Source organism: Arthrobacter vasquezii (assembly GCF_029455255.1).
Classification (GTDB): Bacteria; Actinomycetota; Actinomycetes; order Actinomycetales; family Micrococcaceae; genus Arthrobacter_D; species Arthrobacter_D parietis.
Genome location: NZ_JAROKN010000003.1, coordinates 74,683 through 101,656, shown reverse-complemented (window position 1 = coordinate 101,656; position 26,974 = coordinate 74,683). Strand labels below are relative to the sequence as shown.

Here is a 26,974-nt window from a genome sequence, read left to right as displayed (position 1 = left end):
AATGCCTACCGGGTGTGCTGGTCAGACGCTGCCCGCCGGAGCCCCGCGATGGCCTCCGCGGGATCTTCTGCACCATAGACCGAAGACCCCGCCACGAAAACCGTAGCTCCGGCTTCGGCTGCGCGGACTATGGTGTCCTTCGTGATACCCCCGTCGACCTGAATGACAAGCGGCAAATCTGAGCCGCGGATGGCCTCGGCCGCCCGCCGGATCTTGGGAAGCGTCACATCAAGGAAAGACTGTCCCCCGAAGCCGGGCTCCACTGTCATGATGAGCAGCATGTCCAGCTCGCCGAGCATGTCCAGATAGGGCTCGACGGCGGTAGCGGGGCGCAGAGCCATACCCGCGCGTGTGCCTGCTGAACGCAATTCCCGTGCCAGCCTGATCGGTGCCCGAGCCGCTTCGGCATGGAATGTGACTGAAGCGGCACCCACGGCGGCATACTCAGGGGCCCAGCGGTCGGCGTCGTCAATCATGAGGTGCACGTCCAGCGGGACGGGACTCACTGCCTGAATCCGTTTCACAACTGGAAGCCCGAGCGTGAGGTTGGGAACGAAGCTGTTGTCCATGACGTCCACGTGCACGGCGTCCGCAGTGGAAATGCGTCCGAGTTCGGACTGCAGGTTGACGAAGTCCGCCGACAGGATGCTTGGGTGAATGCAGCAGGTTCTCAATGTTCGACCTTTCTTTGGGGGTGAACCGTCGGGACTCGAACGCTAGGTTGCCCGTCGAATCAGGGCGAGGAACATGGCATCGGTACCGTGTACGTGCGGCCACAGTTGCGCCGTTGACTCATGGCCCGCGTGGAGTGAACCGCTCTTGCTCACGCCATCCAGCACCTGGCCCGCGTCCAGAAGCACGTAACCGTCCCTGCCGCGGAGGCTGTCCTGAACGACGGCCGTAGTTTCTGCGGGATGCGGCGAGCAGGTGACATAGGCCACCACACCGCCCGGACGAACCGTTTCGAGGGCCTCCGCGAGCAGAGCCCGCTGCAGGGGTCCGAGTTCCGCGAGATCGGAGGGCTGGCGGCGCCAACGGGCCTCAGGCCTGCGGCGGAGCGCACCCAGACCGGTGCACGGCGCGTCGACAAGGATGCGGTCGAATCCCCCAGGGTAGGATTCCCCGATGCTGCGCCCGTCACCCACACGTACGCTCCATACGGCCGGATCCACTGCGGCAAGGGCTTGCCGGACGAGCGCTGCACGGTGTTCGGCTGGTTCGTTTGCTACGAGCCTGTAACCGCGCTGGGCGGCGATCGCGGCCAGCAGGGCCGACTTACCACCCGGACCGGCACACAGGTCAAGCCACTCTTCGCCGTCTTCCGGAGGATGATCAACCTCGACGGCGGCCAGGGCACGCGCGACCAGCTGGGATCCGGCGTCCTGCACTCTGATTCGGCCGGATCGAACTGACTCAAGCCGGCCGACGTCGCCGGCGGCGAACAACGCTGAATCCGCCACCAGCTCGCCTGCGCGGGCACCGGCTTCCAGCGCTTCGTCAAGTTCTCCGATACCCGGCAATGCAACCAGGTTGACGACGGGCGCGGCATTGTCTGCAGCCAACAGGTCGTCGATCTCGACGACGGAACGCCCGTGATTCACGAGGCTTTGCCGCATGGTGCGGACGATCCATTCCGGGTGGCTATGGCGCAGCGAACTGACGCGGACAGGGTCCTCAACCCCCTCTGTGAGCATGTCTAGCCACTCAGCAAAGGACTTGCGGGAAACCTTCCGAAGTACGGCATTGATCAGGGAAGATGGTCCGGCTCCAATGACGGCTCTGGCAAGCCCCACCGTCTGGTCAAGTGCTGCGTGCGGGGGGACGCGCATTGCCATCAACTGGTGGACGCCTAGCCTTAGCGCATCAAGGACAGCCGGATCAAGCTGCGCAAGCGGACGATCGACACACAGCGAGAGGATGGCGTCATACGTGCCCTGACCGCGAAGAGCCCCGTAAGCCAATTCGGTGGCGAAGCCTGCGTCCTGACGGCCAAGGCGATGCTTGCGGATGCTGGTCGGCAGCACGAGGTTCGCATAGGCGTCGTCGGCCGCGACAGCCCGCAGGACTTCGAAAGCCACGAGGCGGGCCGGATCCGCCCGCCGGGTGCGTTCTCCCGGTGCGGTCGCGGAGAACTTACGCTCACCTGACCTGTTGCGTTCGCGTCCCCGCTCATTGCGACGGCTTGATTCTCCGGACCGGTATTCAGGTGTCATTCGAAAATCAGATCCTCTCGGCGAGTTCCGCGGAACCATTCGGCAGCGGCGAGCATAGAACGGCCTGCAGGTTGAACCTCCGTCAGTTGGACCGCATGCGAGCCTGTCCCCACGAGCACGGCCCCGTCCCTTTCACGAACGCGGCCCGAAGGAATCTCTCCGATGTCGGGATGAAGAAGAACTACTCCGAGCTTGACGCGCTGTCCGTCCAGCAAGGTCCATGCACCGGGTTCCGGTGTCACACCGCTGATCCGGCGCTTGATTGCGAGGGCCGGATCAGACCAACGGATTCTTCCGTCGGCGCTCGAGAGCTTGGGAGCGAGGGACACTTCGCCGCTTTGGGGAACAGGGACTGCGCGTCCCTGCTCGAGCGCGGCCAGCGTCTGGGAAAGAAGTACCGCGCCGCTCTGAGACAGGCGTTCCAGGAGGACGCCACTAGTGTCCTCGGAACGGACCGGCTCCGTCACTGTCCCGAACACCGGCCCGGTGTCCAGGCCCTCCTCGAGAAGGAACGTGGATGCCCCCGAGATGTCATCCCCGTTGATCAGCGCGTGCTGCACGGGTGCCGCACCCCGCCAGGACGGCAGCAGGGAGAAGTGGAGGTTGATCCAACCAAACCGGGGTTGTTGCAGCGCTGCGGGTGGAACAAGGCCGCCGTATGCGACGATCACCGCAGCATCCAGGTCCAGCGCCTTCAAGCGCTCAACAACCGGCTCGTCGATACGGTTTGCCTTGATGATCTCCAGACCTGCCTCGGCTGCAGCCTGGGCAACGGGACTCGGCGTGAGGACTTTCTTCCGCCCCACAAGGGCATCCGCCCGTGTGAGCACGGCGGCGACCTCATGGCCGGCCCAACGAAGCTCATTCAGGGACGGCACTGCCACCTGAGGCGTTCCGGCGAAAAGTATTCTCATGCGCCGGCGCCCTGGCTGCCCGGCAGGGACGCTTTCATGCCGAACGCTGATCCGACGTTTCCGGACCGCTTGGATACGGTGTCGAGAGTGACGTCGCTGTAGCGTCCGTTACGGATAGCGCGCATGGCGCTGCGGCGGTCCTCGCCCGCCAGACGATCTATGTAAAGACGCCCATCAAGATGATCGGTTTCATGCTGGAAGCAGCGCGCAAGCATCCCCGTGGCGTTGAGTTGCACCGGTTCTCCGGTCACGCTGAATCCCTTGAGCAGGACCTCCTCGGCGCGCGGAAGTGGGAACCCGATGCCCGGCACAGAGAGGCAGCCCTCCTGATCGTCGGTCTGCAGCCCGCCGGAAGCCGTCAGCCGCGGATTGATGACATGACCTTCTTCTCCGTCAACGGCATAAGTGAAAACCCGCAAGCCGACACCGACCTGGGGCGCCGCCAACCCTGCACCCCGCACGCTATGCATGGTCTCAACCATGTTCTGCACCAGCCGCGCCAGGTCCGGACCGTACTCGGTCACTTCCGCCGCAGGCGTCCGTAGTACGGGATCACCGATCATTCTGATACTCAGAACCGTCATCCGGTTGAACATCCTCATCTGTGCTTGGGAAATTGTCTGCGACGCCATGGACGGGAATGGAAAGCCGCCGACCACGCCCTTCTGTCCAGAATGCCTGGTCAATTCTAGGCCAGGGCGATCCTCAACCCTCCATCGAATGCCCTGGAACCCCGCCCTGAGGCGCGTAGTCGCGGTTCCCTTCCTCTGGGGGACGTCCGGCGCTGCCACTGCCGGTTGAGCTCTCCAACCTGTTGGTCGCAGCCACCCCAACAGCGGCCCGCGGCGGCGGAGGAACGGTCAGGAGCGGGCGTCCCGCGCCGGCCGCATTGCTGCCGGCTTCCCACGCCCGCCGCAGGGCGCAGAACTTGAACCAGTGCTCTTTGAGGACATCCGGATTTGCCCGATGCGCCCGGACTTCGGTCTGGCCGATCGCCACACCCAGCAGAACAGGATCTTCCCCGTATTTCCAGGGTTCCCAGGTGCCTGCATGCGGGTCCACCAACGACTCCTGTGCCTTCATACCAGCAACGAGCTGCATGACTACCTTCTCGTCCAACGGCTTCACCATGCCATCGCGATCCGTGGCGCGGGTCTTGAAATCGACGACGCATAAGCGTCCGGCGATCGTGGCCACCAGGTCAAGGGTCCCGGCATAGCCCAGTTCCGAGTTCCAGACGGTAATTTCGGGTGCGATCGGCTTTACCTGGTAAAGATCCCACCACTCATCGAAACGGGCAGCGAAGGCATCCTCCCCATGCTGGGCAAGATCCGTGCGGGCCTCGTCGAGGCGGTGGGACCGTCCGAGGTCGCGGAGAGCAACCTGCTCACAGTAGTAATGGACACGTGTTCCGCGCCGCGCGGCATCATCACGGTAGCGCTCGGCTGCCTTCGAAGCGTCTTTGATGACTGCCCGCATTTCGCTTGGGTTGCCGAGCGAGGACGCCAGGCGCGGATCCTGTGCAAGGGCACTGGCGGCCATGTATCCGAACCAGCCATCCAGCGAGGAACTCTGAGCCTGCGAGATGACGGTTGTGATCGAAGGAACCAGGGGATCACTCGTGACGGATCGGGAATACATACGCCCGCGTTCGGTGGCGTGTGCGAGGAGCGGCTCGGTCATGCAACAAGTGTGTCATCCCGGTCCGACACTTCTTCGCGGGTACTCCTGCTCTGGAGCGTGAAGTGCGTGCTTGATCTGTGCTTATATCGTAGAACTACCCCTTGCAGGGCGCGGCGCTCCGAAGTCCGCTCAATTGGACGAAGCCCGGTTCCTCCGATATTGTTTTTATTCGTTGGAAAGACGCAGGGCACCGTGGGGAAACTCATTTCAGTCCCGGCAAATTTTCTCTGCGGACGTAGCTCAGCTGGCTAGAGCACCACCTTGCCAAGGTGGATGTCGCGGGTTCGAATCCCGTCGTCCGCTCGCAAGTCACTGTATTCGCTGGCTCCGGCTGGTGATCCCGCTTCGGCGGGTCACGGTGGGGTGGCCGAGTGGCTAGGCAGCGGCCTGCAAAGCCGTATACGCGGGTTCGAATCCCGTCCCCACCTCCATACGGTGAATTGCAAGACCTGGGCGATTGGCGCAGCGGTAGCGCGCTTCCCTGACACGGAAGAGGTCACTGGTTCGATCCCAGTATCGCCCACACAAAGCGCCTCCACGGGGGCGCTTTTTCGCGGACGTAGCTCAGCTGGCTAGAGCACCACCTTGCCAAGGTGGATGTCGCGGGTTCGAATCCCGTCGTCCGCTCTCATGCAGCGACAGGACAGGCTTCCTCCTTTTGGAGGGAGCCTGTCCTTGTCCTCGGGTCTGTTCGGCTCAATGAAGAACTTTCAAACCAATAACGCAGCCGACTATCCCAAGGACAAGCAGGACCTTCAGCAGCGAGGCCGCCTCGCCGTCGAAGATCATTGCATAAGTGACCGTCAGGGCAGCGCCGATGCCCACCCATACCGCGTAGGACGTTCCGGTCGGCAACGTTCGCATGGCCCATGCAAGACCAGCCATACTCAACACCAGTCCCACGGCGAAAATCACCGTCGGCCATAGCTTGCTGAATCCCTCAGACTTCCCAAGCGCGGTGGCCCATACGGCCTCAAGCACTCCTGAAACAACCAGTACAAACCACGCCATGGTCTGCTCGCTCCTCCAGCGCCGTCTTGTCACTGGCCGGGTACGGCGCACCTCGTCCGGGTGCCTGCTTGGCCGCTTCAGATTCGCACACTGCTGCACCCCCAGCAAGACGGATCACGCTCAGGGCGAAAGCTCAAACCCTTGGCTGGCTCCTCTCTGCTCCTTATGATGATGAAAGTGGGTGGAACAACAGGTTCCACGGGAAAGAAGGGAGGTGTCTGTGTCTGTAGTTGACGGGCTCAAAGGCAGGGCCGGAGAGTTGAAGGACAAAGCAACCGGACTTGAGATTGACGGTCAGGACATCGACCGGCCGGCTGAATCACCCAACGCTTCGGCCTGATAGTCAGCCTTTAGCACGACAAGAAGGCGCCGACCCTGCCGAGAGACAGCGTCGGCGCCTTTGTCATCCCGGAAGTCGCGCCGGAAACCTTCGCGGTCGCTTCAGCCGCCTGCTTCCGCTCCCTGGCGGGCCAGGGCGGTCAGGCGGGAAACAGCGCGATAGTACTTCTTCATGTAGCCACCAGACATCATTTCCGGTGTGAAAAGGTCACTCAGCGGCATACCGCTGGCGAGGATCGGTACATCCCGGTCATACAGGCGGTCAGCCAGCACGACAAAGCGCAGTGCCACCGCCTGCTCGGTGATGGTGTACACCTCGTGCCAGGCAACGGCGTCTATCCCATCGATGAGCTGCCGGTACCGGCTGGGATGAACACCCGCCAGGTGCTTGATGAGATCGCCGAAGTTGTCTTCGGCAACCGTGACCTCGTCCGGCAGATGCCTAGCCCGGCGTCGCACCTGCTGTTCGGTCAATGGTGCGGGGGCTTCCGGAAGTCCACGGTGGCGGTAATCCTCGCCATCGATCCGGACCACGTCGAACTGATCCGAAAGAACCTGGATCTCGCGCTGGAAGTCAACGGCCGCGAACCGGCCATCCCCCAGGGAACCCGGCAGCGTGTTCGATGTTGCTGCAAGTTTCACCCCAGCATCCGCCAGCTCCCGCATCAGCCGTGACATCAACACTGTGTCACCAGGGTCATCCAGCTCGAACTCGTCGATGCAGACGAGTTGGTATGTGCTCAGCGCGTCCACTGTACGCCTGAAGGACAAAGCACCGACCAGATTTGTGTACTCCACGAAGGTTCCGAAAGCCTTCTTTCCTTCGCTGGCATGCCAGAGGGAAGCAAGGAGGTGCGTTTTGCCCACCCCGAAGCCGCCATCGAGATAGATGCCTGCGCGGCTCTCCTCGCGCTTTGCCCCGAAGATTTTGCGAAGGCCGCTTGGCTTGGGGGTGTTCACGGCTGCTGCGAAGTGGCGCAGGGCCTTGACCGCGGCGGTCTGCGACGGCTGCCCCGGATCGGGTTGATAGGAATCGAAAGATACGGCTCCGAAGCGCTGTGACGGGAAAAAGCCGTCCAGCAGTTCATCCACAGATACCTGCGGCGATCGTTGGGTCAGGTGCTCAATGGTGGCCACAGATGAGTGCGTCTTTCGTCGGTGATCTACAAGCAGGCCTTTGCGAGCCGTGCTAGGCAAGGATACGTCAGCAGCCGGGCCAGCCCCAGCGGCCCATTCGGACCTCTGACAGCGGGCCGCGTCAACTCCCGTTCAAGGTAGCCGGACCCCTCATCCAACTTTATATGGCGCCCCGTGACCTGCCCGGAAACAATTGGTAGGACGCGTGGTTAGGGTAGGTAGGAAAGAGCTATCACCAACGCAGGAAGGCTCCAACGGATGAGTGTCGCAACAGATTCGAATGAGAAGTTTGCCCAGTACGCCCACCCCGAGCGCCTGGTTTCAACCCAGTGGCTTGCCGACAATCTCGGCACGCCGGGTCTCGTGATTGTCGAATCGGACGAGGACGTGCTTCTTTACGAGACAGGCCACATCGAGGGGGCCGTGAAAGTCGACTGGCATACGGACCTCAATGATGAGGTCACCCGCGATTATGTCGACGGCGAAGCCTTTGCTCGTCTCATGTCCGCCAAGGGCATCTCCCGGGACAGCACCATCGTGATTTACGGTGACAAATCGAACTGGTGGGCCGCTTACGCGCTGTGGGTCTTCAGTTTGTTCGGGCACGAGGACGTACGCCTGCTCGACGGCGGACGCGACAAGTGGATTGCAGAGGGCCGTTCCCTCACCACGGACGTACCCCGGCCCGAAACAACTCAATATCCCGTGGTCGAGCGCGATGACGCTCCCATCCGGGCCTACCTGACTGATGTTCTGGGCCACTTCGGTAACCCGCTGATCGATGTCAGGTCCGCTGACGAGTACACCGGCGCGCGCACCCATATGCCGGCATACCCGGAAGAGGGCGCGCTGCGCGGCGGGCACATCCCGTCAGCTGTGTCTGTGCCCTGGGCACGTGCCGCTGCTGATGACGGAACCTTCCGCACACGGGGTGAGCTGGATGCGATCTACCGCGGCGAGGCAGGATTGAATGAAGGGGACGACGTCGTTGCCTACTGCCGAATCGGTGAGCGTTCCAGCCACACCTGGTTCGTTCTTCAGCACCTTCTCGGTTTCGAGAATGTGCGCAACTACGACGGCTCATGGACCGAGTGGGGCAACGTAGTACGCGTGCCGATCGTTAAGGGGTCGGAGCCCGGCGTGGCCCCTGTTCCCGCCCGGCAGCGATAGAACAAACCCAGACTGACTGAAGAAGCCCCGGGGTCACGGTCCCGGGGCAATCGTGAGGATGACAGTGACAACAAGCGCATTACCCCAGCAGCTCGCCGAGATCGTGGAAGATTTCCAGGCTCTGTCCGAACCTGACCGGCTCCAGTTGCTCCTTGAGTTTTCCAGGGGACTGCCTCCGCTGCCGGAGCGGCTCACCGACCACCCTGAGCTTCTTGAGCAGGTTGTGGAGTGCCAGAGCCCGCTCTTCTTGACGCTCGATATTGCCGATGACACCGAAAAATCCGTATCCCTGTTTTTCTCGGCGCCTCAGGAAGCTCCTACTACCCGTGGTTTCGCCGGCGTGCTCCGGGAAGGCCTGGACGGGCTGCCTGCAGCGGAGATCCTTGCTGTTCCGGATGACGTTCCCGAGAGGCTCGGCCTCACACGTGCCATTACTCCCCTGCGCATGCGCGGCATGGCGGCGATGCTGGGGCGGATCAAGCGCAAGATTCGGGAATCAGGGGCGGCTTAGGGCCCGCTTCGGTTCCACGCGGCCGAACACCTCGCGCAGGAGCCAATCCGCTGTCACCGAGTGCCACCGCGCAGGGTCAACGTTCCATTCCTTGGTATGGCGTGCGCGGTAAAACCGCTCGAACGTGACAAACCCGGGGTTGCGCTCGGCAAGCTCAGCGGAGGGTCCTACCGGGACAAACTCGTCATCCTCACTATGCAGAATCAGGACGGGGATGGTCACCTGGTCCGCCCTGGACACCCAGTCCATGCTTTTGAGATCCACCGGTGTAGACAGCCCGGTCACAATCCGTCCGAAGCTGTTCGAGATGAGCCACTGGCCCAGCCTGCCGGCCGGAGCGGGAATACGGTTCAGCTCTGCCTGGTGGGTCAGGACATTCATCCAGTCAATCACCGGGCCGTCAAGCACCAACGCCCGGATCCTCGAGCGGTACCCGGACACATCCGCCGCCTGCAGGCAGATTGCGCCTCCCATGGACCAGCCGAACAACACGACATCTTGTGCACCCTGGTCAAAGGCGTACTCCATCGCGGACTCGATGTCCTGCCACTCGGTCATGCCCAGCCCGTATTTTCCGTCAGCAGCAAAAGGCGCTTCGCCGTCATTGCGGTAGGAAACCAGCAAGCTCGTCATACCGAGTTCGCGTGCTGTGTGCACTGCGCGCAGACCTTCGGAGCGTTGCACTCCCCTACCGTGCACCATGATCGCCCACGTAGCGGCAGGATTTTCAGCACGCACCAGCCAGGCGGGCGCGGTGCCGCCGGCAACAGGTACGTCCACGTGTTCGTCTGCGAAGCCGAGGGCCGAAGGTGTGGGGTAGACGGCACCGCTCCACCAGCCCCGTATTGCCGTTCTGATGTCACCCGAGTAGACCGCCTCCACCTCACGCTGAACTGTGCCCTCCCGGGGGACGAACGAACGGATCGCTCCTATCCGGGCATGCCCGCGGCCCTCGTCGAAGTACAGACTGTAGGTGCCGTCCACGGTGGTGTCCTCGTTCGCCGGGAGAATCACTTCCAGGCCTCCGCCCGTCTGTACCACGGCGAAGATCTCCAGGTTCTCGTCTCGTTTCCGCGGTGTAACCACCTCTTTAGCGAAGTGCGCTGCCAAAGCGGAGGCGGCACCAGCGATGACGGAACTGACGGCGACGCCGGAACCAAGTCCGAGGACTGCCCAACGAAGCCATGTCTGACGGTCCGCTTCGGCCGGAGGGAAGCTGAGAGGCATGGCTACATTCTCGCCTATGCGAGCGGCGCAGCAGCGGACTGCCCCCCTGCGTGGAGTGTCGAGCCGCTCCTAGGTGGCGGGTGGGTCGGCGACTACTGTTGGCACATGGAGGAAACAATCGTTGTGCTCGCTGAGGTGCCGTTGACAGCCGCTGACGCCACCCATTTGTCGTCGCTGGTCGATGGAGGTGACTCTACGTACACAGTGGTTATTCCGGAAGACCGGCACACAAACGTGCTCGGGGAGTTCCTCCATCATCTGAGCCTCCTGGAATTCAGCGAGGCAGTGCAGGGACTGTCCCACCGGCCCACCGAGGAGGAGGTCCGTATCTCGGCCGATCAGGCTCTTCAAGGCTCACTTGAGGCCCTGATAGGGGCGGGATTGAGGGCCGATGGTTTCACCGCCCAGGGTAACGCGGTGGAGGCGATGGTCAATGCCGTGAGGGAACGCGGCGCACACCAGGCAGTGGTCATCACGCGGCCGCATGCGGTCGCTGACACCCTTCACCGGGACTGGGCCAACCGCGCTCAGGAGAAACTCGGAGTCCCCGTTCTCCACCTCTATGCGGGCTCGGGATTTATCGGTGACTCCTAGGCGTTGAAGGAAACATGAGTACATCAGAATCACTGCCGCATGTTGACAACTCCCCCATCCAGAAGAGTGATGAGGAATGGCGCCGGGAATTGACCCCGGAGGAGTATTACGTACTTCGACAGGCGGGAACCGAACGTCCCTTCACCGGTGAGTATCACGACACCCATGCGCAGGGGGTCTACCAGTGCAGGGCATGCGGTCATGAATTGTTCACCAGCAACGAGAAGTTCGACTCACACTGCGGTTGGCCGTCTTTCTGGGCGCCGCTGGCCGAAGACAGGGTCCGCTACATCAAGGACCGGGCCCTCGGCATGGAACGGATCGAAGTTCGCTGCGGACACTGCGACTCACACCTCGGGCACGTGTTCGAGGGCGAGGGTTACGGCACTCCCACTGATCAGCGCTACTGCATCAATTCGGTGTCCATGAGGCTCGTTCCGAAGGACTGACGCCCTTCACAGCGACCCACCCAGGCGACAGGGCTACAGCAGTGCTGTGCCTCCCTGAGACCCGAGGCAGTCCGAGCATTAGAGTTCCTTAGGTCGCATCCATTTGAGGATCAGGTGTGCTATTCCGTTGTTACGCTCGTGGAAACCAACAGCCCACCACCATGAGGAGTAATCGTGACCCAGACCCTCGACTCCCACGTACGGACCCAAACTACTCAGAGCCCGCACCATCATGATGCTTGGTTGGCGCTCAAAAGCGCGGCTGCCTCCCTGCAGAACCTGCAGGCCAAGGATGGATCCATCGCCGATGCGTCGGAGGTGACCGGAGCCGGAACGCACGTAGATACAATCGTGCGGTCCATCAGGGAACTCGCTCCCCTCTTCCCCCATGACGCCGCCTACCACGAAGCTTTGATGGAAGATTTCGGCCGGTGGAAAGCCGCAGGCCTGGGCGCTCCCGATTTTCTCGATTCACTGGTTGAATTCCAGCCTCAGCTGGATCGGGTGGACGGGCGGCAGCACCTTGTGGTCTTCCCGATGTACACGCAGAACGGCAGCTCCAACCGCTTTGTCGAGGCAGTGCTGATCGAAGTAGTGTGGCCCGATTTCATTGCCGAGCTTGAGGCGGGAGAATACTCGAACAAGCTGTTCGTACCGATCCGGTTCCTGGACTTCACGCCGGGCTACGACACAAACTCCGCCGTACTGTTCCCGGAGACCGTCGCTGTGCGGCAGACGCCCCAGTTCACCTGGGGCGCCATCTTCGCGGACCGCGAAGCGGCACGCTTCCGTCGCGTCGTGACCGCAGCCGCAGAGATCACGCGCCTGGACTTGCCGGATGAAGCCCGGCAACTCGTCGAGGACCAGCAGCTGGCGGAGGAAACCTTTGTCATGTGGGACCTGATTCACGACCGCACCCACATGCGCGGTGATCTCCCCTTCGATCCCTTCATGATCAAGCAGCGCATGCCGTACTTCCTGTATTCACTTGAGGAACTGCGATGCGATCTCACCGCTTTCCGCGAATCGGTGAGGATTGCAGCCGACGACGACGCCTCCGAGGAGGCCCGCCACCACGCACGCCTCGTGCAGTATGCAGTTATTTTCGACCGCATCTTCCGCTTCGCCATCACCGGCAGCCGGGTGCGGAACTATGACGGCTTGGGCGGACAGTTGCTGTTCGCCTGGCTACACCAGAACCACGTTCTCCACTGGACCGACACCACGCTGACCATCGACTGGGAGGAAGTTCCCGGCGTCGTTATTGCACTCGGCGAGAAGATTCAGCAGCTTTACTGGAGCTCGATCGACCGGCCGAAGATCGCACACTGGCTTGCAGCCTACGAGCTGGTTTCCGAAACAGTGACCCCGCATCCGGCATCAGTGTGGGCCAAGGGAGCCGACGCACTGCCTCTGGAGGGTCCTCCACGCGGCCTGACCGATGCGGTTCTCGATGACGAATTCCCCCTCTCAATGTTCTTCGAGGCATTGGACAAGAAGATGAAGGACGTCATCGCGTCCACCGCGGGGATCACCGGGGCTACCGCGTGACGGAGTCTCCCGGCCTGTCAGGTCTGAACGTTCTCATTGCGGGAGCAACCAGCCAGGCGGGTATAGCGGCTGCCGAAGCCTTCACCTCGGCCGGCGCGCGCGTCATTGCGGTCGGATCAGACTCCACGCGCCTTGAACGAGCGCTTGGCCATCTGTCAGGTGCGGAATTGAGAACCTGTGACCTCGCGGATTTCGCCGCCGTTTTGTCGCTCTCGAACGACCTGCGCGCTGCTGGAACCATGGTGGATGGGTTGATTCATCTGGTAGGCGGCTGGCGCGGCGGCTCAGGCATCGCCGGGCAATCCGACGAGGACTACGATTTCCTTCATCGTTCAATCCTCACCACCCTTCGCAATACCTCGAGGGCGTTCGCCGGCGACCTGGAACGGTCACAGCGGGGCAGGCTTGCGATCGTGTCAGCGACGGCGGTCGATTCACCTACTGCCTCCAGCGCTTCATATGCAGCGATCAAAGCGGCGGCTGAGACGTGGGTGCGCGCTGTGGGGCGGGAGTTCGCAGCGGCGCACCCGAACGGGCAAGCCCGTGCCGCTGCCTCGATCGTGGTGGTCAAGGCTCTTCTCGACGAAAAAATGCGTGCTGAGAGTCCCGAACGCCGCTTCCCGGGGTACACCCATGTTCGTGATCTCGCCGCGACTCTGGCCGGCCTGTTCGAGCTCGATGCGGCGGCAATCAACGGGCAAAGGGTCAACCCCGCGTCCTGACAACTTACCCTGCTTCCCGATACGAGATAATGGACCAGTGACTGACACCATCTCCGCTCCCGCCCGTCTCCACGATCCCCAGGTACGCGGCTTCGCGTCGGACAACTACTCCGGCGTGCATCCCGAGATACTCGCCGCGCTGGCAGCCGCCAATGAAGGCCACCAGGTTGCCTACGGGGAGGACGTGTACACCCGAAGGCTCCAGGAACTCATGCGGGAGCACTTCGGAGCTGACACCATCGCCTACCCGGTGTTCAACGGAACCGGCGCCAACGTACTGAGTCTCCAATCGCTGCTACCCCGCTGGGGCGCAGTCATCTGTGCCAAGACCGCGCATATCAACGTCGATGAAAATGGGGCGCCCGAGCGAATCGGCGGGATGAAGCTACTGGCCGTTCCTACACCGGACGGCAAGCTCACGCCGGAGCTGATCGATCAGGAAGCCTGGGGATGGGGAGATGAGCACCGGGCACAGCCTCTCGCCGTATCGATCACTCAAACCACCGAGCTGGGGACGCTCTACACTCCCGCGGAGATCCGCGCCATCGCCGATCACGTTCACGCCAGGGGCATGCACCTGCATATGGACGGAGCACGGATTGCCAATGCGGCAGCCGCTCTCGGCGTGCCGCTGCGCGCCTTCACCCGCGACGCGGGCGTCGACGTTCTCTCGTTCGGCGGGACCAAGAACGGGCTCATGTTCGGCGAGTGCGTTGTTGTCCTGAATCCCGCTGCTGCCACCGGTCTGGAGTACCTCCGGAAGATGAACATGCAACTCGCCTCGAAGATGCGGTTTGTGTCCGCTCAGCTCGTGGCGCTGCTTGAAGACGGCCTGTGGTTGCGTTCGGCGAGTCACGCAAACGCCATGGCTGCACGGCTCACCGCGGCGGTTTCCGGAATCGACGGCGTCCAGCTTACCCAGCCGACGGCGGCCAACGCCGTGTTCGCTACCCTCGCTCCTGGCGTGGCAGACCGAATCCGCGAACACTTCCGCTTCTACGACTGGGACCAGTCGACCGGCGAGGTGCGCTGGATGTGCACCTTCGACACCACCGCCGAAGATGTAGATGCCTTTGCGGAGGCCATCCGACGCGAAACCCGCTCTTCCTGAGCACTCAGGCCGTTGGACAGATGCCCCTGCACCCGGCGTGGCTGCCCGGCCGCGGGTGCGATTGGGGCATAACCTGCGAGAGTGAGTGCAATTGGTGACCTCTCGCAGGTTCCCCCTGAATTCCTGAACGCCCTGGCCGGGCTGAGGCAGGCGAGATGCCGTAATGAACTTCGCCTCGACGAGATTCCGGCTCCTTCCCGCCTTGCGCCCTATGCGGTGGCTCTCGGAGCTGAAGTCCTTCAGAGCGCCCAGCCGGGCCCCCTGCCGGTGCATGGACCTGCACGGGCTGCTTTCGCGGACAATCACGCCGAAGAACTTGCCACCGGCCGCTTCATACTCCTTTATGACCCGGACGGCTCCGAGATCTGGGATGGCACCTTTCGTATCGTTACCTATATCCGCGCCCAACTCGAACCCGATATGGGCAACGACGCCCTCCTCGGATCCGTGGCGTGGACGTGGTTGGTGGAGGCCCTGCAGACACACGACGCCGGGTATCGGTCCGCGGGCGGCACCGCCACGCGCATTCTCTCCGAAAGCTACGGATCACTCGCCGACCGAGTAGACACGATCGACATCGAGCTGCGAGCTTCCTGGACGCCGGATTCGGACAGTGTCCAGAAACATCTGGAGGCATGGGCGGACATGGTGTGCACTTTTGCCGGTCTTCCGCCGCTTCCTGAGGGAGTTGCAGCGCTCCCGAACCGGCGCCGAAGTTAACCTTCAGTCTCTTCCCGTGCATGCCGACAGCTGCACCGGCGTCGAAATTCCACTTCCCCGGCATCCCCGGACGTGCCCGGCTAGACTGGAATCATCATGACCGTGCAATCCGAGCCTGCCAGCCGCGCCCACAACGACGACGCGTCCGGACAGGGCTCCATAGCAGTCCTGCCGCTTCTTGACGAACCCCAGGACGGCGTTCCCTACGTCATCGACACACCGGCAGGTTTGGAGCGCGCCGCCCGTGAGCTCGCCGCCGGCAACGGACCAGCGGCGGTGGATGCCGAGCGGGCATCGGGCTTCCGGTACGGACAGCGGGCTTTCCTCGTGCAGATCCGCAGGGAAGGCGCAGGAACCTGGCTCATCGATCCGGAACCATTTCCTGATCTGCGCATCATCAACGAGGCACTCTCCGGCGTTGAATGGATCCTGCATGCGGCAACCCAGGACCTTCCCTGCCTGTCTGAGTTGGGCATGTGGCCGGACAAACTTTTCGACACCGAACTTGCAGCGCGGCTCGCCGGACTCCCGCGCGTTGGTCTGGCCGCTGTGATCGAACACCTGCTCGGATTCACGCTGGCCAAGGAACACTCTGCAGCGGACTGGTCCCAGCGTCCCCTGCCTGAACCGTGGCTCCGGTATGCAGCGCTCGACGTCGAAGTATTGATTGAGCTGCGCGCCCGCCTTATTGAGTTACTCAGCGAGGACGGCAAACTGCGCTTCGCCGAGGAAGAGTTCGAGTTCATTCGCTCCAGCCCCCCGGCACCCCCGAAAACAGACCCGTGGCGGCGGACGTCCGGGGTTCACCAGATTCGCGACCGACGGCAGCTGGCTGCCGTCCGCGAGCTGTGGGAGGAAAGGGAACTGCTGGCCCAAAAACGCGACGTCGCGCCTGGCCGGCTGATTCCCGATGCCGCAATCGTGGCGGCCGCGAAAGCAATGCCGCAAACGGTCCCCCAGCTGCTGGCCGTCAACGGGTTCCATGGTCGGGCCGCACAACGCGAGGCGCCACGGTGGCTTCGGTGTCTTTCGATGGCACGGACCACCCGCGATCTCCCCGAACTGCAGCTCCCCACGAACGCTCCTCCGCCCCCTCGTGTCTGGTCTGAAAGAGACCCGACGGCAGCAGCACGCCTGCAAACCGCCAAACCGCGGATTGCTGCGGTCGCGGAGAAGTTGACTATGCCGGTGGAGAACCTCCTGACTCCCGACTTCCTGCGGAGGGTGGCGTGGCGTCCGCCCGAGCCGCTCGATCTCGAGTCGATCGCCGCCTCCCTTGCTGACCTCGGCGCACGCCGCTGGCAGATCGAGCACGTTGCCGCAGTGCTCACCGTAGCGTTTCTTGATCCCGACCCACTTCAGCCGAAGCAGCCGAAAGCGCCGAAGCAATAACAGATCGGCATGTTGCGGCACAATGTTACCCGCGAGTAACATAGGCGTCGGATTCCCGAACTCAATGAGGAGCGATTGTGCCCACACCAGCCACAGCAGCACGGCAACAGATCAGGGACGTCGTCTTCGTCGACGGCGTCCGGACACCCTTTGGCAAGGCCGGAGACAAAGGGATTCACGCCGGCACGCGGGCCGATGACCTGATCGTCAAGTGCATCCGCGAGCTGATGCGCCGCAACCCTTCCCTTCCTCCAGAGCGGATCGACGACGTCGCTATCGCCGCGACCACGCAGGCGGGTGATCAGGGACTCACCATCGGGAGAACCGCTGCCCTGCTGGCGGGCCTGCCGCGAACAGTCCCGGGGTTCGCCATCGACCGCATGTGCGCCGGTGCCATGACCGCGGTGACAACCACTGCGTCAGGCATCGCCTTCGGCGCCTACGATGTTGTAATCGCCGGAGGCGTGGAACACATGGGCAACCACCCCATGGGCTCAGGCACCGATCCCAATCCGCGTTTTCTATCGGAGCGTCTCGTGGATCCCGCAGCGTTGAATATGGGCAATACGGCAGAGAACCTTCACGACCGCTTTCCCGCCATCACCAAGGATCGCGCGGATTCCTACGCCGTGGCCAGCCAGACGAAGCTCGCTGCAGCGTACGGGCGAAACCAGATCCAGCCGGATCTCGTTCCCGTCGCCGGAAGGAAGCCGGACTCAGGCTGGACGCTCAGCCAGCAGGACGAGCCACCGCGGCCCGGCACCACTCTCGAGGACCTCGCCGCGCTTCGCACCCCGTTCCGCCCGCACGGGCGGGTCACGGCCGGCAACGCAGCCGGACTCAATGACGGAGCCACAGTCGCGTTGCTTGCTTCGGCTGAGGCCGCACACCAACTGGGTCTTCCTGCAAAGATGCGCCTTGTCGCCTACTCGTTCGCCGGGGTGGAGCCGGAGGTCATGGGCATCGGCCCCGTACCCGCTACCGAAAAGGCCCTGAGCCAGGCCGGCCTCACCATCGACGACATCGGTCTCTTCGAGATCAACGAGGCTTTTGCCGTCCAGGTTCTGTCCTTCCTCGACCACTTCGGCATCGCCGATGATGATCCGCGTGTGAACCGCTATGGCGGAGCCATCGCGGTAGGCCATCCCCTCGCCTCGTCCGGGGTGCGCCTCATGACTCAACTGGCCCGGCAGTTCGAGGAAGACCCGCAGGTCCGGTACGGAATCACCACCATGTGTGTTGGGCTGGGCATGGGCGGAACCGTCATCTGGGAAAACCCGCATCACGCCGACTACTCAGGACACATCACGGAGGAAGCAGCATGAGTTTCGACCGCTTTGAGGAACTGTCCGCGCTGGTGCCGGGCGAGGTCGTCACGCACTCACTCGTGGAAGATGTGCCGATTCCCGGCGGCGCAGGAACCATGGCACTGATCACCCTCGACAATGGGCTGGACCACAGCAGGCCCACCACCCTGGGACCGGCCACGCTCATCGAGTTCGGGCGCACCCTCGAAACCCTGAAAGACCGTGCGGCGCTAGGCGAGATCACCGCCGTAGCGTTGACAGGGAAGCCCTATTTCCTGGCGGCGGGTGCAGACCTCTCCACAGTCAAGTCATTGAAAGCGTCCGAACATGGCCGCCTGATGGCAGAGCTCGGCCATGCCGCCTACAATCTGCTCGGGTCGCTCGGTGTTCCCAGCTTCGCCTTCATCAATGGAGTGGCCCTCGGCGGCGGACTCGAGATCGCACTCGCTGCCGACTATCGGACGGTCTCGACCGGTGCAAACGGCATCGGGCTACCCGAAGCGTTCATCGGGCTGGTTCCCGGTTGGGGAGGGGTATACCGCCTGCCTCGGCTAACCGGCCCGCGCGCGGCGGTGAAGGTCATGATCGAGAACCCGCTCAGCAACAACCGCACCCTCAATGGGCAGGCCGCCTACGAGATCGGCATCGCTGACGCGCTCTTCGAACCCGCAGATTTCCTCGAGCAGTCCATCCGCTGGGCGGCGGACGTCCTGAAGAACGCGTCAGGCATCCACGACCGCCGCGCCGCCTTGTCTGCATATGATGACGGCGACTGGGAAGCGGCCGCCGCGGCCGGCCGGGCTTTCGTCGAGGCGAAAACCTCGAACGCCGCGCCCGCGCCCGGAAAGGTCCTGGACCTCTTCGAGTCTGCTCGAACCCGGACCCAGGCGGAATCTGCTGCGGCCGAATGTGCAGCCTTGACCGAACTGATGCTCACCCCGCAATTTCATGACACGGTCTACGCATTCCTCGATCTAGTGCAGAAGCGGGCCAAGCGCCCGGCGGGAGCACCGGACCGCTCGCTTGCCCGGCCGGTGACAAAAGTGGGCGTGGTGGGTGCAGGACTCATGGCCAGCCAGCTCGCGCTCCTGTTCGCCCGTCAGCTGAGCGTCCCCGTTGTCCTCACAGATATTGATCAGGCGCGGGTAGACAAGGGAGTCGGCTGGGTCCACTCGGAAGTCGACAAGATGCTGGCGAAGAGGCGTCTCTCCCCGGATAAGGCAAACCGCATAAAGGCACTCGTATCCGGCTCGGTGTCGAAGGAAACCTTCGCCGACGCCGATTTCGTGATTGAAGCTGTTTTCGAAGAACTGGACATCAAGAAGTCAGTGTTCGCAGAGGTGGAGCAAGTGGTCTCGGCTGAATGCGTTCTGGCGACCAACACCTCTTCGCTCTCTGTAGCCGCCATGGCTGAGGATCTCCTGCATCCCGAGCGCGTCGTCGGTTTTCATTTCTTCAATCCGGTGGCCGCCATGCCGCTGCTGGAAATTGTGAAGGCTCCGCGCACCGCGGACGAGGTCCTGGCAACAGCTTTCGCGGTCGGCAAGGAACTCAAGAAAACCGCAGTGCTGGTCAAGGACGCCCCCGCCTTCGTTGTGAACCGGATACTGGGGCGCATGTTCGGCGAAATCACTGCGGCTTTTGATGAGGGAACCGACGCTGCCACCGCGGACAGGGCGCTGCGGCCCATGGGGCTGCCGATGACACCCTTCAAGCTGCTCGCACTGGTGGGTTTGCCTGTGGGTCAGCACGTGCAGGAGTCACTGAACACGGCCTTCGGCGACCGCTTCTACCTGTCCAGGAATCAACAGATCCTGATCGACGCGGGAAGGAAGGGACTATGGGAGCAGGACGACGCCGGCACGGAGGTAGCGTCCGAATCCACGCTCGCGCTGCTCAGTTTCGGCTCATCACCGTCCTCCAGCGAGGAGGTCCTGCGACGAACGCAGGACGCCCTGGCCGATGAGATCGGCCGCATGCTCGCGGAGGAAGTGGTCGCTGCACCGGAGGACATTGACCTGTGCATGATCCTTGGTGCCGGTTGGCCGATGCATCTTGGCGGCATCACGCCCTATCTGGACAGGGTCGGCGCATCGACACGGGTCAACGGGAAATCCTTCCACTGATTCATCTGTACAACCGCTTCGGCGGGCAGTTCTTCTCTTCGGAGGCCAACTGCCCGCTCGACGCGGTTGGGGCGCTTCGGCGCCGTTAGGAACTTGCCGGAAAGATGTGCTCGAGTTCTTCGAGGTCAGCCCCGGAAGGAATCCACCGGGCCGCTTCTGCGTTCTGCCGAACCTGCTCCGGCTTCGTTGCCCCGGCGATGACGCTGGCTACGGCGGGACGGCTGGCCAGCCAGGAGAACGCAACTTCCAACTCTGAAAGGGAGCGTGCGCGCGCGTAGGCGCTGAAGTTTGCGAGCTGCTCCCAGTCAGCCTGATCGAGCAGATTAGTGCGCGAGTGCGTCAACCGGCTCCCCGCCGGCGCGTGACCCGCCGCGTATTTGCCGGTCAACAGCCCGTTGGCCAGCGGAAAGTATGGGAGAAGTCCAAGCCCATAGGACTGTGCGGCGGGAACCACCTCCAGCTCGAGCGCCCGCTCGAGTAAATTGTAGTGATTCTGCGCGGATATGAAGCGGGCAGTACCCAACTGGCGAGCCACATACTCCGCCTCCGCGACCTGCCAGCCGGCGAAGTTGGAATGCCCGATGTAACGCACTTTGCCGCTCTGCACGAGCTGGTCCAGCGCTGCGAGCGTCTCGTCGATCGGGGTCGCGGCATCCGGTGCATGGTATTGGTAGAGATCAATCCACTCGGTGTTGAGCCTCTTGAGCGAGGATTCGACGGCCTTCAGAATGTAGCGCCGTGAACCGCGCGCTCCCCAGTCCGGACCGTTGACCCCTTTGAGGTCCAGTCCGAACTTGGTGGCAACCACCACATCATCGCGGTTTCTCCCCAGCGCGCGGCCAAGAAGTTCCTCACTGACACCGGGAGAGCGTCCGTAGGAATCCGCGACATCGAAGAGGGTGATTCCGGCTTCCAGAGCGGCACTGACGACGGCAGCGGCACCGCGCTGCGATTCTGAGGCGGTTCCGGGCCGGCCCAGATTGTTGCACCCCAGGCCAATCACCGACACGCTCAGTCCTGATGTGCCAAGTCTGCGATATTCAGTCATTGCCCAAGGCTATCAACTCGGTGAGCCGGCCTTCAGCCACACCAGGTTCAGCCGAACCAGATAGAAATTTCCTTCTCAGCAGATTCGACCGAATCAGAGCCGTGCACGAGATTCTGCTGCACCTTCAGCCCCCAGTCCCGACCATAGTCCCCGCGGATGGTGCCGGGCGCGGCCGTTGTCGGTTCTGTTGTTCCTGCGAGCGATCGGAAGCCCTCGATGACGCGTTCTCCCTCGAAGACGGCTGCGACCACCGGGCCGCTCAGCATGAACTCAACGAGTGGTTCATAGAACGGCTTGCCCACATGTTCGGCATAGTGCGCTTCCAGGATCTCCCGGGTAGCGTGCACAAACTTCATATCGACCAGCTTGTAGCCTTTTGCCTCGACGCGGGCAAGGATGGTTCCACTGAGTCCGCGGGCAACGCCGTCGGGCTTGACCAGTATCAGGGTTCGTTCAGCACTCATGTTCTTCCTCCGATTGAGATCAGTTGGCCGGATACCCGGCGAGTTCCATCGTTGACTCTACTAAAGGGGTTGCTGGCCGTTGTCGCCTTCGGACTTGTTCGCCTGATCCCATTCAGCCTGTTCGCGGTCCCGCTGGGCGTTCTCCCGGTCGAGCCGAGCGCCGGTGCGGATCCCGTACAGCCAGGTCAACGCGAACAGGATACCCACAAGGAACATCATCGGTTCAGCTATGCCCGTGGCTATGATGAGCACCTGCAGAATCCACCCGATCAGAATTCCGTACGGCTTCGTGAGAAGCGCGCAGGAGACAATGAGCACCGAGCTCAGGGTAAGCCCGACGCCGAGGATCACGCCCACCGGGATGGTGTCCGAGCGCAGGCCGAACACCACCAGCGTGGCGAACAGCACAACGAAGGCTTCGAGCAGGAGCACCGTTGACGCGAACATGACCTTGACCGAGCGCCGCTTCTTCGGCATACCCGGCCGCCACTCGCGCTGCGCTTTCGTCTGGCGAGCCATCTGCGTTCCCCTTACTTCCCCAGCAGCGTGCGGGCTTCGCCCACCACAGTGATTGATCCTGTGACGAGGACACCTGCGCCGCCGAGCTCTGTGCCCTCCTCGGCAGTCAGGACGGCCCACTCGAGGGCATCGTCCAGCCGCTCGGCAACATGGACGCGATTGTCCGCAAAGCCGGCAATCACCGCCAGCCGCCGCAGTTCCTCCGCCGGGATGGCCCGCGGCGAGGTGGACTGGGTGAGACAGACGTCCTCGAGCACTCCGCCGAGTTCCTCGTGCAGCTCGCTCAGGATCGCTCCTGCATCCTTGTCCTTGAGGACGCCGATAACGAGTACGAGCTTGGTGAATTCGAACGCTTCGTTGATTGCTTTCGCTGCAGCACGGGCGCCGGCCGCGTTGTGGGCGGCATCCACAAGAATGCTGGGGGCGGTCCTTACCAGTTCCAGCCGGCCGGGTGAGGTGACGGCGTTCAATCCATCGCGGACGACGTCGTCATCCAATTGCCGTGACCCGCCGCCGAGAAACGCTTCTACCGCCGCAACGGCGACCGCGGCGTTCTGCGCCTGGTGTTCCCCGTGAAGTGGCAGAAGCAGGTCCTCATAACGGCCGGCGATGCCCGCCACCGTGAGTTGTTGCCCGCCGACGGCAATGCGCCGGTCCTCCACTCCGAATTCCACTCCTTCGAAACGGAACTCGACGCCGGTATCACGCGCCTTCTCCAGAAGCACCTGCGCTGCATCCGCCGGCTGAGCAGCACTGACCAGAAATCCGCCCGGCTTGATGATTCCAGCCTTCTCCAGCGCGATGTCCCCCGGAGTGTCACCGAGCAACTCGGTGTGATCGAGGGAGATGGGTGTGACGACGGCGACCGCGCCGTCACCCACGTTGGTGGCGTCCGTGATGCCGCCAAGTCCCACCTCAATGACAGCTACATCCACCGGCTCGTCGGCGAAGACGGCAAACGCGAGGATCGTGACGCATTCGAAGTAGGTCAGCCGCGGGTCGCCAGCGGCGTCCAGCTCAGCGTCTACCATCTCCAGATATGGCCGGATCTCGTCCCAGACCCGCACGAACGTCTCGTCCGAAACAGGTTCCCCGTCGATGCTGATCCGCTCCGTTACCCGGGCCAGATGCGGACTGGTGTAGCGGCCCGTGCGAAGATCGTGCGCCCGCAGCAGGCCCTCGATCATCCGCGCCGTAGAGGTCTTTCCGTTGGTCCCGGTGATGTGGATGATCGGAACTGCCCGATTAGGTTCACCGAGGATTTCCATCGCACGGAACAAGGGAGCCATCCGGGGCTCCATCTTGTTTTCCGGCGCACGGCTCAACAATTCGGCATACACGCTTTCGACCGAGAACTGATCGATTCCCCGTTCGCTTCCGGTTGGAAAGCCCTCAGCGTTCATTCCAGCGTTCATGCCTGCCTCTCCACCTTCACTGATACTCCATCCGTCCCGGAGGTGGCCGCAGTAACGAGTTCCAGTTCGTCTGTCAACGTTTCCTGCTTGACCAGCTCGGCGTGTGCCTCGAGTGCGGACAGGGTCTGGGCGTCCGCCTCCACGGTGGTCACCACCCGGTCACTGATATGGAGATCAGCGTCCCGGCGCGCCTGCTGGATGGACCGGATGATGTCCCGGGCCGTACCTTCCGCTGCGAGTTCGGGCGTGACTTCCGTGTTGAGCACAAGGAAGCCCCCGCCGGGCAGCACCGTCACGGCGGTGGTTGCGCCGGCGTCGTCGTTCCTGTCGACCACCGTCTCGAGGGTGTATTCGCTCGGCTCCAGAGCCAGGCCGCCCGCAGTGACGGCACCGTTGTCGTCCACCAACCAGTCCCCCGCCTTCGCTGCTTTGATGGCACTCTGGACGTTCTTGCCCAGACGCGGTCCGGCGGCGCGGGCGTTGATAGCCAACCGCTGCGAGATCCCGAACTCCTCCGGCGAGACATCCGCGGAATCGATCAGCCGGACGGACTTGATGTTCAGCTCATCAGCGATGATTGCCCGGTACTGGCCCTCCAGCTCCCCGGCTTGCGGTGCCACGACGGTCAGCTCGGCCAACGGCAGGCGCACGCGAAGGTTCGCTGCCTTCCGTAGGCTCGATCCCGTGGAGCAGATCTGGCGGGTGCGTTCCATCCGCTCCACCAGTTCCGGCGCTGCAGCGAACAACGACGGCGACGCCCAGTCCGTCAGGTGCACCGAGCGCCCGCCGGTCAGGCCGCGCCAGATCTCTTCGGTGACCAGCGGCAGCAGCGGAGCCGCAACGCGGGTGACCGCCTCCAGGCAGGTGTAGAGCACGTCGAAAGCCGCTGTGTCCTCGTCGAAGAACCGCTGCCTGCCGCGGCGGACGTACCAGTTGGTCAGCGTGTCCAGGTAGCGTCGCAGCGACTCGCAGGCGTCGCTGATGTTGAACGCGTCAAGGGAGGCCGTCATGTCCTCCACCAGGTTCCCCGTGTAGGCGAGGATATAGCGGTCCAGCGGGTCCGCAAGGGCCTCGGCGGCCTCGGCCGTCACCGTTCTGGCCTCATAGCCTGCTCCACCGGCGGCGGCATTCGTGTACAGGCGGAAGAAGTGCCACACGTTCCACAGCGGCAGGATGACCTGCCGGACTCCATCCCGGATGCCCTGCTCGGTCACCACGAGGTTGCCGCCGCGCAGGATGGGTGAGGCCATCAGGAACCAGCGCATGGCATCCGAGCCGTCCCGGTCCAGAACCTCGGACACGTCCGGGTAGTTCTGCAGGCTCTTGGACATCTTCTGACCGTCCGAGCCGAGGACGATGCCGTGGCTGATGACGTTCTTGAACGTCGGCCGGTCAAACAGCGCGGTGGCCAGGACGTGCAGCGTGTAGAACCAACCGCGTGTCTGGCCGATGTACTCGACAATGAAGTCGGCAGGGTTGTGGGACTCGAACCAGTCCTGGTTCTTCATCGGGTAATGAACCTGTGCATACGGCATGGAACCGGAATCGAACCATACGTCAAGAACGTCCGCCACGCGGCGCATAGTCGACTGGCCCTCCTCAGGGGACCGTGGATCATCCGGGTTGGGGCGGGTCAGCTCATCGATGAAGGGGCGGTGCAGGTCTACGTCGCCCGCTGCGTTGCGCGGCAGGCGCCCGAAGTCGCGCTCGATCTCCGCCAGGGAACCGTAGACATCAGTACGTGGGTAGTTCGGATCATCCGACACCCAGACCGGGATAGGGCTGCCCCAGTAGCGGTTGCGGCTGATCGACCAGTCCCGGGCGTTCTCGAGCCATTTGCCGAACTGGCCGTCCTTGACGTTGTCCGGGATCCAGTTGATCTGCTGGTTCAGCTCGACCATGCGGTCCTTGATCTTCGTGACCTCGACGAACCAGGACGAAACGGCGCGGTAGATGAGCGGGTTGCGGCAGCGCCAGCAGTGCGGGTAGCTGTGCACGTAGCTTGCCTGCCGCACCAGCCTGCCGCTATCACGCAGCACGCGGGTGATGGCCTTGTTCGCGTCGAAGACCTGCAATCCGACGATGTCGGCCAGGGGGCCTTGTTCGAAGGTGCGCAGGAAGCGCGCGCCCTCGTCGACCGAGAGGATCACCTGGATTCCAGCGTCCTCGCAGATCTTCTGGTCCTCTTCGCCGTACGCCGGCGACTGGTGCACAATACCGGTGCCGTCCGTCGTCGTGACGTAGTCGGCAACGAGGAACCGGAACGCTTTGCGGTAGCCGCCGCGTTCAGGATCGACGAAGTAGTCCCAGAGCGGCTCATACTGCAGTCCGCCCAGCTCCGTGCCGCGGTGCGTTCCGACGACGGCGGCACGCGCCTCTTCAGCGGAGGAATATCCCAGGTCCTTTGCATACCCGGACAGCAGTTCCTCGGCGATGAGGAAGCGGCGTCCCTCCAGGTCCCCGGCTTCCGTCGACCCGCCGGGGATGACGACGTAGTGGATCTCCGGCCCGACCGCGAGGGCCGCATTGGTGGGCAGCGTCCAGGGTGTGGTGGTCCAGGCAAGGGCCTCGACGCCGGCAAGCTCCTTCGACAGGGCGGACTCCCCGGCCGTGATCGGGAACGTTACAGTGACTGTCTGGTCCTGGCGGTCCTGATAGACGTCGTCATCCATGCGCAACTCATGGTTGGACAGCGGAGTCTCGTCCTTCCAGCAGTACGGCAGCACACGGTATCCGTTGTAGGTCAGACCCTTTGTGTGCAGGGTCTTGAAGGCCCAGAGCACCGACTCCATGTACTCGACGTTCAGGGTCTTGTAGTCGTTCTCGAAGTCCACCCAGCGCGCCTGGCGGGTGACATAGTCACGCCACTCCCCCGCGTACTTCATCACCGAAGCGCGGCAGGCGTCATTGAACTTGTCGATGCCCATGGCTTCGATCTGCTGCTTGTCGCTCATGCCGAGCTGCTTCATGGCCTCCAGCTCAGCGGGAAGCCCGTGTGTGTCCCAACCGAACCGCCGCTCAACACGGCGGCCGCGCTGGGTCTGGTAGCGACCCACGAGGTCCTTGGCATAGCCGGTCAGAAGGTGTCCGTAATGCGGCAGGCCATTGGCGAAGGGCGGTCCATCATAGAAGACGAACTCATTGGTCCCGTTCTCACCGGCGTCGCGCTGGTCAATGGACGCCTGAAACGTGCCGTCCCCGTCCCAATAGGACAGGACGCGTTCCTCGAGTTCGGGGAATCTGGGCGAGGCAGAGCCGGAGACAGCCGGGTCCGCGGCGGAGGCCTTGGGATAAATCTGTGACATGAGGTGTGTCCTGAAGCTGGCGACGTTCGGCGGGCAGTAACAACCA

Annotated in this window: 24 protein-coding genes, 4 tRNA genes and 1 riboswitch; of the genes, 15 read left to right on the top strand and 13 right to left on the bottom strand. The window is 63.0% G+C overall.

Annotation, left to right across the window (positions count from 1 at the left end):
• Positions 1 to 5: 5 nt before the first annotated feature.
• The 5 genes from rpe to P4U43_RS02495 all read right to left on the bottom strand — a co-directional run bounded on the left by rpe (position 6) and on the right by P4U43_RS02495 (position 4,810).
• A complete protein-coding gene (gene rpe / locus P4U43_RS02515) occupies positions 6 to 674 on the bottom strand; it encodes a ribulose-phosphate 3-epimerase (RefSeq protein WP_056549406.1) in 669 nt (222 codons plus the stop codon).
• Positions 675 to 716: 42 nt separating this feature from the next.
• Positions 717 to 2,213 carry an RsmB/NOP family class I SAM-dependent RNA methyltransferase gene (locus P4U43_RS02510; protein ID WP_277357303.1) on the bottom strand — a complete coding sequence of 499 codons (1,497 nt, stop codon included), beginning with the start codon at positions 2,211 to 2,213 and terminating at the stop codon, positions 717 to 719.
• The gene (fmt, locus tag P4U43_RS02505; RefSeq protein ID WP_277357302.1) at positions 2,210 to 3,127 is read right to left on the bottom strand and encodes a methionyl-tRNA formyltransferase; all 918 of its coding nucleotides are present in this window, start codon (positions 3,125 to 3,127) and stop codon (positions 2,210 to 2,212) included. The genes P4U43_RS02510 and fmt overlap by 4 nt, the downstream gene beginning before the upstream one ends.
• Complete coding sequence (gene def / locus P4U43_RS02500; protein WP_277357301.1) at positions 3,124 to 3,711, bottom strand: peptide deformylase; 588 nt, start codon at positions 3,709 to 3,711, stop codon at positions 3,124 to 3,126. The genes fmt and def overlap by 4 nt, the downstream gene beginning before the upstream one ends.
• A 121-nt stretch (positions 3,712 to 3,832) precedes the next feature.
• Positions 3,833 to 4,810, bottom strand: coding sequence for a cytochrome (locus P4U43_RS02495; protein WP_277357300.1), 978 nt, complete (start codon positions 4,808 to 4,810; stop codon positions 3,833 to 3,835).
• A 229-nt stretch (positions 4,811 to 5,039) separates the two neighbouring features.
• Between P4U43_RS02495 and P4U43_RS02490 the strand changes: the two genes are divergently transcribed.
• The 4 genes from P4U43_RS02490 to P4U43_RS02475 all read left to right on the top strand — a co-directional run bounded on the left by P4U43_RS02490 (position 5,040) and on the right by P4U43_RS02475 (position 5,437).
• A tRNA-Gly gene (locus P4U43_RS02490) sits at positions 5,040 to 5,113 on the top strand.
• 54 nt (positions 5,114 to 5,167) lie between these two features.
• Positions 5,168 to 5,241: transfer RNA gene (locus tag P4U43_RS02485), tRNA-Cys, on the top strand.
• A 20-nt stretch (positions 5,242 to 5,261) separates the two neighbouring features.
• Positions 5,262 to 5,333: transfer RNA gene (locus tag P4U43_RS02480), tRNA-Val, on the top strand.
• Positions 5,334 to 5,363: 30 nt separating this feature from the next.
• Positions 5,364 to 5,437: transfer RNA gene (locus P4U43_RS02475), tRNA-Gly, on the top strand.
• A 69-nt stretch (positions 5,438 to 5,506) separates the two neighbouring features.
• Here the strand turns inward: P4U43_RS02475 and P4U43_RS02470 are convergent.
• Together P4U43_RS02470 and zapE are read right to left on the bottom strand one after the other, a co-directional pair.
• A complete protein-coding gene (locus P4U43_RS02470; protein ID WP_277357299.1) occupies positions 5,507 to 5,821 on the bottom strand; it encodes a DMT family transporter in 315 nt (104 codons plus the stop codon).
• A gap of 15 nt (positions 5,822 to 5,836) precedes the next feature.
• Positions 5,837 to 5,899, bottom strand: a riboswitch (guanidine-III (ykkC-III) riboswitch).
• 363 nt (positions 5,900 to 6,262) lie between these two features.
• Positions 6,263 to 7,297 carry a cell division protein ZapE gene (gene zapE, locus P4U43_RS02465; RefSeq protein ID WP_056549398.1) on the bottom strand — a complete coding sequence of 345 codons (1,035 nt, stop codon included), beginning with the start codon at positions 7,295 to 7,297 and terminating at the stop codon, positions 6,263 to 6,265.
• A gap of 258 nt (positions 7,298 to 7,555) precedes the next feature.
• Here zapE and P4U43_RS02460 point away from each other — a divergent pair, with 258 nt between their 5' ends.
• A complete protein-coding gene (locus tag P4U43_RS02460) occupies positions 7,556 to 8,467 on the top strand; it encodes a sulfurtransferase (protein ID WP_277357298.1) in 912 nt (303 codons plus the stop codon).
• A 58-nt stretch (positions 8,468 to 8,525) separates the two neighbouring features.
• Positions 8,526 to 8,978, top strand: coding sequence for a SufE family protein (locus tag P4U43_RS02455; RefSeq protein WP_277357297.1), 453 nt, complete (start codon positions 8,526 to 8,528; stop codon positions 8,976 to 8,978).
• Here P4U43_RS02455 and P4U43_RS02450 read toward each other — a convergent pair.
• On the bottom strand, positions 8,964 to 10,205 hold the full coding sequence (locus tag P4U43_RS02450; RefSeq protein ID WP_277357296.1) for an alpha/beta hydrolase family protein: 1,242 nt from the start codon (positions 10,203 to 10,205) through the stop codon (positions 8,964 to 8,966). The two genes, P4U43_RS02455 and P4U43_RS02450, sit on opposite strands and share 15 nt — an antisense overlap.
• 105 nt (positions 10,206 to 10,310) lie before the next feature.
• On the opposite strand from P4U43_RS02450, the gene P4U43_RS02445 reads away from it, so the two are divergent.
• From P4U43_RS02445 to P4U43_RS02405, 9 genes are all read left to right on the top strand, one after another.
• Entirely contained in the window at positions 10,311 to 10,799 is a 489-nt protein-coding gene (locus P4U43_RS02445; RefSeq protein WP_277357295.1) for a hypothetical protein, read from the top strand.
• Between the two features lie 14 nt (positions 10,800 to 10,813).
• Complete coding sequence (gene msrB / locus P4U43_RS02440) at positions 10,814 to 11,248, top strand: peptide-methionine (R)-S-oxide reductase MsrB (protein WP_277357294.1); 435 nt, start codon at positions 10,814 to 10,816, stop codon at positions 11,246 to 11,248.
• A gap of 174 nt (positions 11,249 to 11,422) precedes the next feature.
• The gene (locus tag P4U43_RS02435; RefSeq protein WP_404800685.1) at positions 11,423 to 12,799 is read left to right on the top strand and encodes a DUF6421 family protein; all 1,377 of its coding nucleotides are present in this window, start codon (positions 11,423 to 11,425) and stop codon (positions 12,797 to 12,799) included.
• Positions 12,796 to 13,521, top strand: coding sequence for an SDR family NAD(P)-dependent oxidoreductase (locus P4U43_RS02430; protein WP_277357293.1), 726 nt, complete (start codon positions 12,796 to 12,798; stop codon positions 13,519 to 13,521). Before P4U43_RS02435 ends, P4U43_RS02430 begins: the two co-directional genes overlap by 4 nt.
• A 37-nt stretch (positions 13,522 to 13,558) precedes the next feature.
• Positions 13,559 to 14,632 (top strand): threonine aldolase family protein, encoded by a 1,074-nt coding sequence (locus P4U43_RS02425; RefSeq protein ID WP_277357292.1) that lies wholly within the window; start codon positions 13,559 to 13,561, stop codon positions 14,630 to 14,632.
• Between the two features lie 90 nt (positions 14,633 to 14,722).
• On the top strand, positions 14,723 to 15,352 hold the full coding sequence (locus P4U43_RS02420) for a DUF3000 domain-containing protein (RefSeq protein WP_277357353.1): 630 nt from the start codon (positions 14,723 to 14,725) through the stop codon (positions 15,350 to 15,352).
• A 96-nt stretch (positions 15,353 to 15,448) separates the two neighbouring features.
• Positions 15,449 to 16,744 (top strand): HRDC domain-containing protein, encoded by a 1,296-nt coding sequence (locus P4U43_RS02415; protein ID WP_277357291.1) that lies wholly within the window; start codon positions 15,449 to 15,451, stop codon positions 16,742 to 16,744.
• A 77-nt stretch (positions 16,745 to 16,821) separates the two neighbouring features.
• The gene (locus P4U43_RS02410) at positions 16,822 to 18,069 is read left to right on the top strand and encodes a thiolase family protein (RefSeq protein WP_277357290.1); all 1,248 of its coding nucleotides are present in this window, start codon (positions 16,822 to 16,824) and stop codon (positions 18,067 to 18,069) included.
• Entirely contained in the window at positions 18,066 to 20,177 is a 2,112-nt protein-coding gene (locus P4U43_RS02405; RefSeq protein WP_277357289.1) for a 3-hydroxyacyl-CoA dehydrogenase NAD-binding domain-containing protein, read from the top strand. Before P4U43_RS02410 ends, P4U43_RS02405 begins: the two co-directional genes overlap by 4 nt.
• Positions 20,178 to 20,262: 85 nt before the next feature.
• Here P4U43_RS02405 and P4U43_RS02400 read toward each other — a convergent pair whose 3' ends face one another.
• From P4U43_RS02400 to ileS, 5 genes are read right to left on the bottom strand one after another with little or no spacing between them, the layout of a single operon-like run.
• Entirely contained in the window at positions 20,263 to 21,225 is a 963-nt protein-coding gene (locus P4U43_RS02400; RefSeq protein WP_277357288.1) for an aldo/keto reductase, read from the bottom strand.
• Positions 21,226 to 21,272: 47 nt separating this feature from the next.
• Positions 21,273 to 21,689, bottom strand: a complete 417-nt coding sequence (ndk, locus tag P4U43_RS02395; protein ID WP_277357287.1) for a nucleoside-diphosphate kinase — start codon at positions 21,687 to 21,689, stop codon at positions 21,273 to 21,275.
• A gap of 60 nt (positions 21,690 to 21,749) precedes the next feature.
• Positions 21,750 to 22,208 (bottom strand): DUF4233 domain-containing protein, encoded by a 459-nt coding sequence (locus P4U43_RS02390; protein WP_277357286.1) that lies wholly within the window; start codon positions 22,206 to 22,208, stop codon positions 21,750 to 21,752.
• An 11-nt stretch (positions 22,209 to 22,219) separates the two neighbouring features.
• Positions 22,220 to 23,623: a bifunctional folylpolyglutamate synthase/dihydrofolate synthase gene (locus P4U43_RS02385; protein ID WP_277357285.1), complete on the bottom strand. Its 1,404-nt coding sequence runs from the start codon at positions 23,621 to 23,623 to the stop codon at positions 22,220 to 22,222.
• Positions 23,620 to 26,928 (bottom strand): isoleucine--tRNA ligase, encoded by a 3,309-nt coding sequence (ileS, locus tag P4U43_RS02380; RefSeq protein WP_277357284.1) that lies wholly within the window; start codon positions 26,926 to 26,928, stop codon positions 23,620 to 23,622. Before ileS ends, P4U43_RS02385 begins: the two co-directional genes overlap by 4 nt.
• Positions 26,929 to 26,974 lie beyond the last annotated feature (46 nt).

Excerpts from the sequence above, each read along its gene's own strand:
- P4U43_RS02415 (WP_277357291.1), top strand. The coding sequence starts at position 15,449 with ATGACCGTGCAATCCGAGCCTGCCAGCCGCGCCCACAACGACGACGCG.
- P4U43_RS02405 (WP_277357289.1), top strand. The coding sequence starts at position 18,066 with ATGAGTTTCGACCGCTTTGAGGAACTGTCCGCGCTGGTGCCGGGCGAG.
- msrB (WP_277357294.1), top strand. The coding sequence starts at position 10,814 with ATGAGTACATCAGAATCACTGCCGCATGTTGACAACTCCCCCATCCAG.
- P4U43_RS02495 (WP_277357300.1), bottom strand. The coding sequence starts at position 4,810 with ATGACCGAGCCGCTCCTCGCACACGCCACCGAACGCGGGCGTATGTAT.
- P4U43_RS02385 (WP_277357285.1), bottom strand. The coding sequence starts at position 23,623 with ATGAACGCTGGAATGAACGCTGAGGGCTTTCCAACCGGAAGCGAACGG.
- ileS (WP_277357284.1), bottom strand. The coding sequence starts at position 26,928 with ATGTCACAGATTTATCCCAAGGCCTCCGCCGCGGACCCGGCTGTCTCC.
- P4U43_RS02510 (WP_277357303.1), bottom strand. The coding sequence starts at position 2,213 with ATGACACCTGAATACCGGTCCGGAGAATCAAGCCGTCGCAATGAGCGG.
- P4U43_RS02455 (WP_277357297.1), top strand. The coding sequence starts at position 8,526 with ATGACAGTGACAACAAGCGCATTACCCCAGCAGCTCGCCGAGATCGTG.
- P4U43_RS02470 (WP_277357299.1), bottom strand. The coding sequence starts at position 5,821 with ATGGCGTGGTTTGTACTGGTTGTTTCAGGAGTGCTTGAGGCCGTATGG.
- fmt (WP_277357302.1), bottom strand. The coding sequence starts at position 3,127 with ATGAGAATACTTTTCGCCGGAACGCCTCAGGTGGCAGTGCCGTCCCTG.
- P4U43_RS02400 (WP_277357288.1), bottom strand. The coding sequence starts at position 21,225 with ATGACTGAATATCGCAGACTTGGCACATCAGGACTGAGCGTGTCGGTG.
- ndk (WP_277357287.1), bottom strand. The coding sequence starts at position 21,689 with ATGAGTGCTGAACGAACCCTGATACTGGTCAAGCCCGACGGCGTTGCC.
- P4U43_RS02450 (WP_277357296.1), bottom strand. The coding sequence starts at position 10,205 with ATGCCTCTCAGCTTCCCTCCGGCCGAAGCGGACCGTCAGACATGGCTT.
- P4U43_RS02445 (WP_277357295.1), top strand. The coding sequence starts at position 10,311 with ATGGAGGAAACAATCGTTGTGCTCGCTGAGGTGCCGTTGACAGCCGCT.
- P4U43_RS02460 (WP_277357298.1), top strand. The coding sequence starts at position 7,556 with ATGAGTGTCGCAACAGATTCGAATGAGAAGTTTGCCCAGTACGCCCAC.
- P4U43_RS02390 (WP_277357286.1), bottom strand. The coding sequence starts at position 22,208 with ATGGCTCGCCAGACGAAAGCGCAGCGCGAGTGGCGGCCGGGTATGCCG.
- def (WP_277357301.1), bottom strand. The coding sequence starts at position 3,711 with ATGACGGTTCTGAGTATCAGAATGATCGGTGATCCCGTACTACGGACG.